Genomic DNA, 3550 nt, shown 5'->3' with positions numbered 1-3550 from the left:
GTTCTGGAATCGGAGTGGGTGTCGGTTCTGGAATCGGAGTGGGTGTCGGTTCTGGAATCGGAGTGGGTGTCGGTTCTGGAATCGGAGTGGGTGTCGGTTCTGGAATCGGAGTGGGTGTCGGTTCTGGAATCGGAGTGGGTGTCGGGGTGGGAGTGGGATTGAGTGTCGGGGCGGGAATGGGATTAGGTGTCGGTTCTGGAATCGGAGTGGGTGTCGGTTCTGGAATCGGAGTAGGTGTCGGGATGGGAGTCGGATTCGGGGTCGGTTCTGGAATCGGAGTGGGTGTCGGGGTGGGAGTGGGATTCGGGGTCGGGGTGGGAGTGGGAATCGGAGGAGGGGTCGGGGTTGGTTCGGGAGTCGGCGGTGGAGAGGGAACTGATGTGGGCGTGGGTGTTGGTGTCTGTTTAGCCACTGCCAATACAAAAACATCACTAGCTTTTGCACCTGCCTTGTCTGTTGCGGTGACTTTAATATTAAAGCTTCCCACATTGGTATCTGTTGGTGTCCCTGAAAAGCTACGCGCCACCGGATCAAAAGTCAACCAAGTGGGCAGGGAAGTACCATCTTCTAAGGTGCCCGAGTATGTGAGAGTGTCGCCCACATCTGGGTCGCTGAAAGCATTGTCACCAATTTGCAGCTTAAGAGCAGCACCCACTGTGGCTGTTGCGTCTGCGATCGCCACAGTCGCGACTGGTGTATTGTTTGAAGTATTTGAAGACTCAACTAAAGTGGGGATTAACGATGAGTCTAATTGTACTTTGTAATTGACAACCTGACCCTTAGTAATGAATCCTCCAAAGCTTACGGTTGGCAGATCGCCAGTATTTCTATCACTCCTAAAGTCTACTTGATACTCCCCGTCTGCTATTCCAGTCACTTGAATATTATAAATTCCTGGTGTAATAGAATCTAAGAAAGTTCCTGCTGAAGCAAAGGGTCTTAAATTCTCTAAATCTTCTTCAGTATAGGTGTAGTCCGAGTCTTCAATCGGATAATCAATTGTATATGCGCTGTTGGCAATTTCATTAAAATTGCTATTTGTTTTGGGATCGAAACCGATCCTCTTTCCTGTAGGATCGGTAATTACTAAATCGATGGGACTGTGAGGAGTTAGATTTGCAGACTCTTTATCATCTGTTCTGATTATTCTTGCATCTGGGTTCCCTTCTTTCTTCAGCATTTCCTTCACTTCTTCAAGGGTTCTTTCCCCTTCAAGGGTTTTTTTGTCATCTTCTTTAAAATTCGGATCTATAATGACGAATTTTCCCTCTGGCGTTACACCTTTAGCCAGTACCCAATGTCCACCATTCTTAACATTTAGTAAAACTGGGTTTCCTGCTTCCAGTGCTTTTTTTATCTCATCTATATTGCTAGTTTTTGCTTGTTCTAGATTATCCTTTATGGCTTTTAAAGCTACATCACCGACGACATCTGCTCCCTTATAACGAGGTTTTCCATTCTGCCATTGATATACAAACTTAATTGGACTAATTCCTTCTTCTTCAACAACAACCTTATCATAAAGTGTTTGTGTATTTTCTGGACGGCGGTTAGGAAACAGAATGTTAACTGCCATTGCCATCGATGACAAATAACACCCCTTAGCACCTAGCGATACCCTAAGCTTGTCTTCTCCTCTTTTAATTAATTTGCCATCTTTGTCTAGAATACTGGGAATAAAATTGCCATCCTTGTCTAGAATATCGTCTGGTATTACTACTGGTTTCTCATCATAAAGCTGACCATTGTTACTCAATAATTTTCTTCGTTGGTCTTTGTCTGCTGCTTTAAGTTTGCTAATAAACTCCTCAACTTGCTTGACTGCATAAGGTAGTTTAGCGTAGTCTCCTTGACGTACTGTATCGCTATCTGTAATAGCGATACTTCTAGAAATGTTTTGACCCAAGGTAAGACCAGCAGAGGGATTGCTGATAGTGAAGGTGGCAGTTTCCGTTCCTTCTACTAGGGGATCATCTTCAATTGTGACAATGAAAGAACCTTCGGTCTGCCCTTTTGGAATTATAATTTGTTTAGGGATTGGTGGAGCGGTAAAATCTTTTTCTGTAGCAGTCCCAGTTAAAGTAACAGTGACTGCACGATCGCTATTCACTGCACTGAGAGTTTTTGCTTTCACAGTAATTACTGTCTTATCTTTTTCACTGCCCTTATCCAAATTGACTGACAGATCGACGGGAGAAGAAGGAATTGGAGTCAGAAGAAAAGCATGAGTTTGACCATTGATAATACCTGTTCCTACAATCTGACCAGCATCGTTGATATCTTGTGCTTCTGTGAGACTCCACCCAGCATTTGAAGGAATCAAAGTATTGAGGTCAGTCATCTCACCTGGATCTGACTGCCCGTTGCTGTTGCTGTCGCTCCAAATAAAAGCGCTATCGTTTGATTTACCAACTACTTGAGTTTGGTTGTTAATCGCTAAAGCTTGGCTGCTACCGCTGCCTAAAGAACCCAGGTCTTTTATCCCACCATTGCTACTCCAAAAGAATGCCTTGCTGCCAGATTGACCTACGACTTGGCTCTGATTATTAATGTCCCAAGCTCTTGTTGTTGAAGTGCTATTCAGCGTGCCTAAGTCACGCGCATCTTTCATTTCTCCGCTTTCATAAAGAAAGGCGCGAATAGGATTGCCGTTTATATCTGTATAGCCAACTATCTGACCGCTGTCGTTAATGCCAGTAGCCCAACTACTTTTATCGATTGGCGTGATTAGGGGAAAAGCCTGAGCGTTTTGCCAACGGCTAGCGTGAAATTGAAATTGGTTAACTTTGAAAAAGCCAACTGCTACACCATTGTTGTTGATACTGAGTGCAGAGTTGCTACTTCCTGTAAGCTCTTGCATTCCGCTGGTACTGTTCCACAGGAAAGCTCTGGTACTCCCAGTGCTGGTTGTGAGAAAACCGACCACTTGACCGTTATTGTTAATATCGCGTCCACGGCTTTCGGATGCGTTGCCCACTATGCCAAGATCTTGCATTTCACCAGGGTCTACTAGCTGGTTGGTGTTAATATCAGTGAATTGAAAAGCACGGAACTGTCCGCTACCCGTCTGAGCATCACCAACTACTTGACCGTTTTTATTAATCGCCCAAGCTCGACTTTCTGAGCCGCCCAGTGTGCCTAAGTCAATAATGGAGTAGGTTTGATTTGACATTTTTTTGCTCAACTAAATTTTTAGGGTTAAATAAACTCAGAGAATCATACAACTATTTTTCACCTTAATCCTTACAATCTACCTTGATTCAAAAATAACCCGGATGCGCCGATCGCGTCAGTGATCAAAAGTTATAAATAGTTATATCCTGAGTGCAAAATATGCTATACTTTTTAAGTATAGCTGCTTAAATTTCTGCAATTGGGGACAGGAACCACGACCCTTGCGCTAACACATCCGATAATTTTAAATAAATGACGATCGACGAAGCACTGATTTTCCTCGACTCAGTTCTCAAACAAGAGCATCTCAACGATATTCACATACTGGTATTGCGGCAGGCTTGGGAAGGACACTCTTATCCAGAGATTGCCAAAA

1 protein-coding gene is annotated in these 3550 nt (G+C 44.0%); it reads right to left on the bottom strand.

The window, feature by feature from the left end; translation table 11 throughout:
• Positions 1–3172: putative Ig domain-containing protein (locus ACUVJL_RS09780; protein ID WP_445245660.1), on the bottom strand; the 3172-nt coding region annotated here is incomplete at its 3' end.
• Positions 3173–3550: the final 378 nt, after the last annotated feature.

The sequence above is a fragment of the Microcoleus sp. OTE_8_concoct_300 genome (genome assembly GCF_031383065.1).
Lineage (GTDB): Bacteria > Cyanobacteriota > Cyanobacteriia > Cyanobacteriales > Microcoleaceae > Microcoleus.
This window is presented reverse-complemented; position numbering and strand designations above follow the sequence as displayed.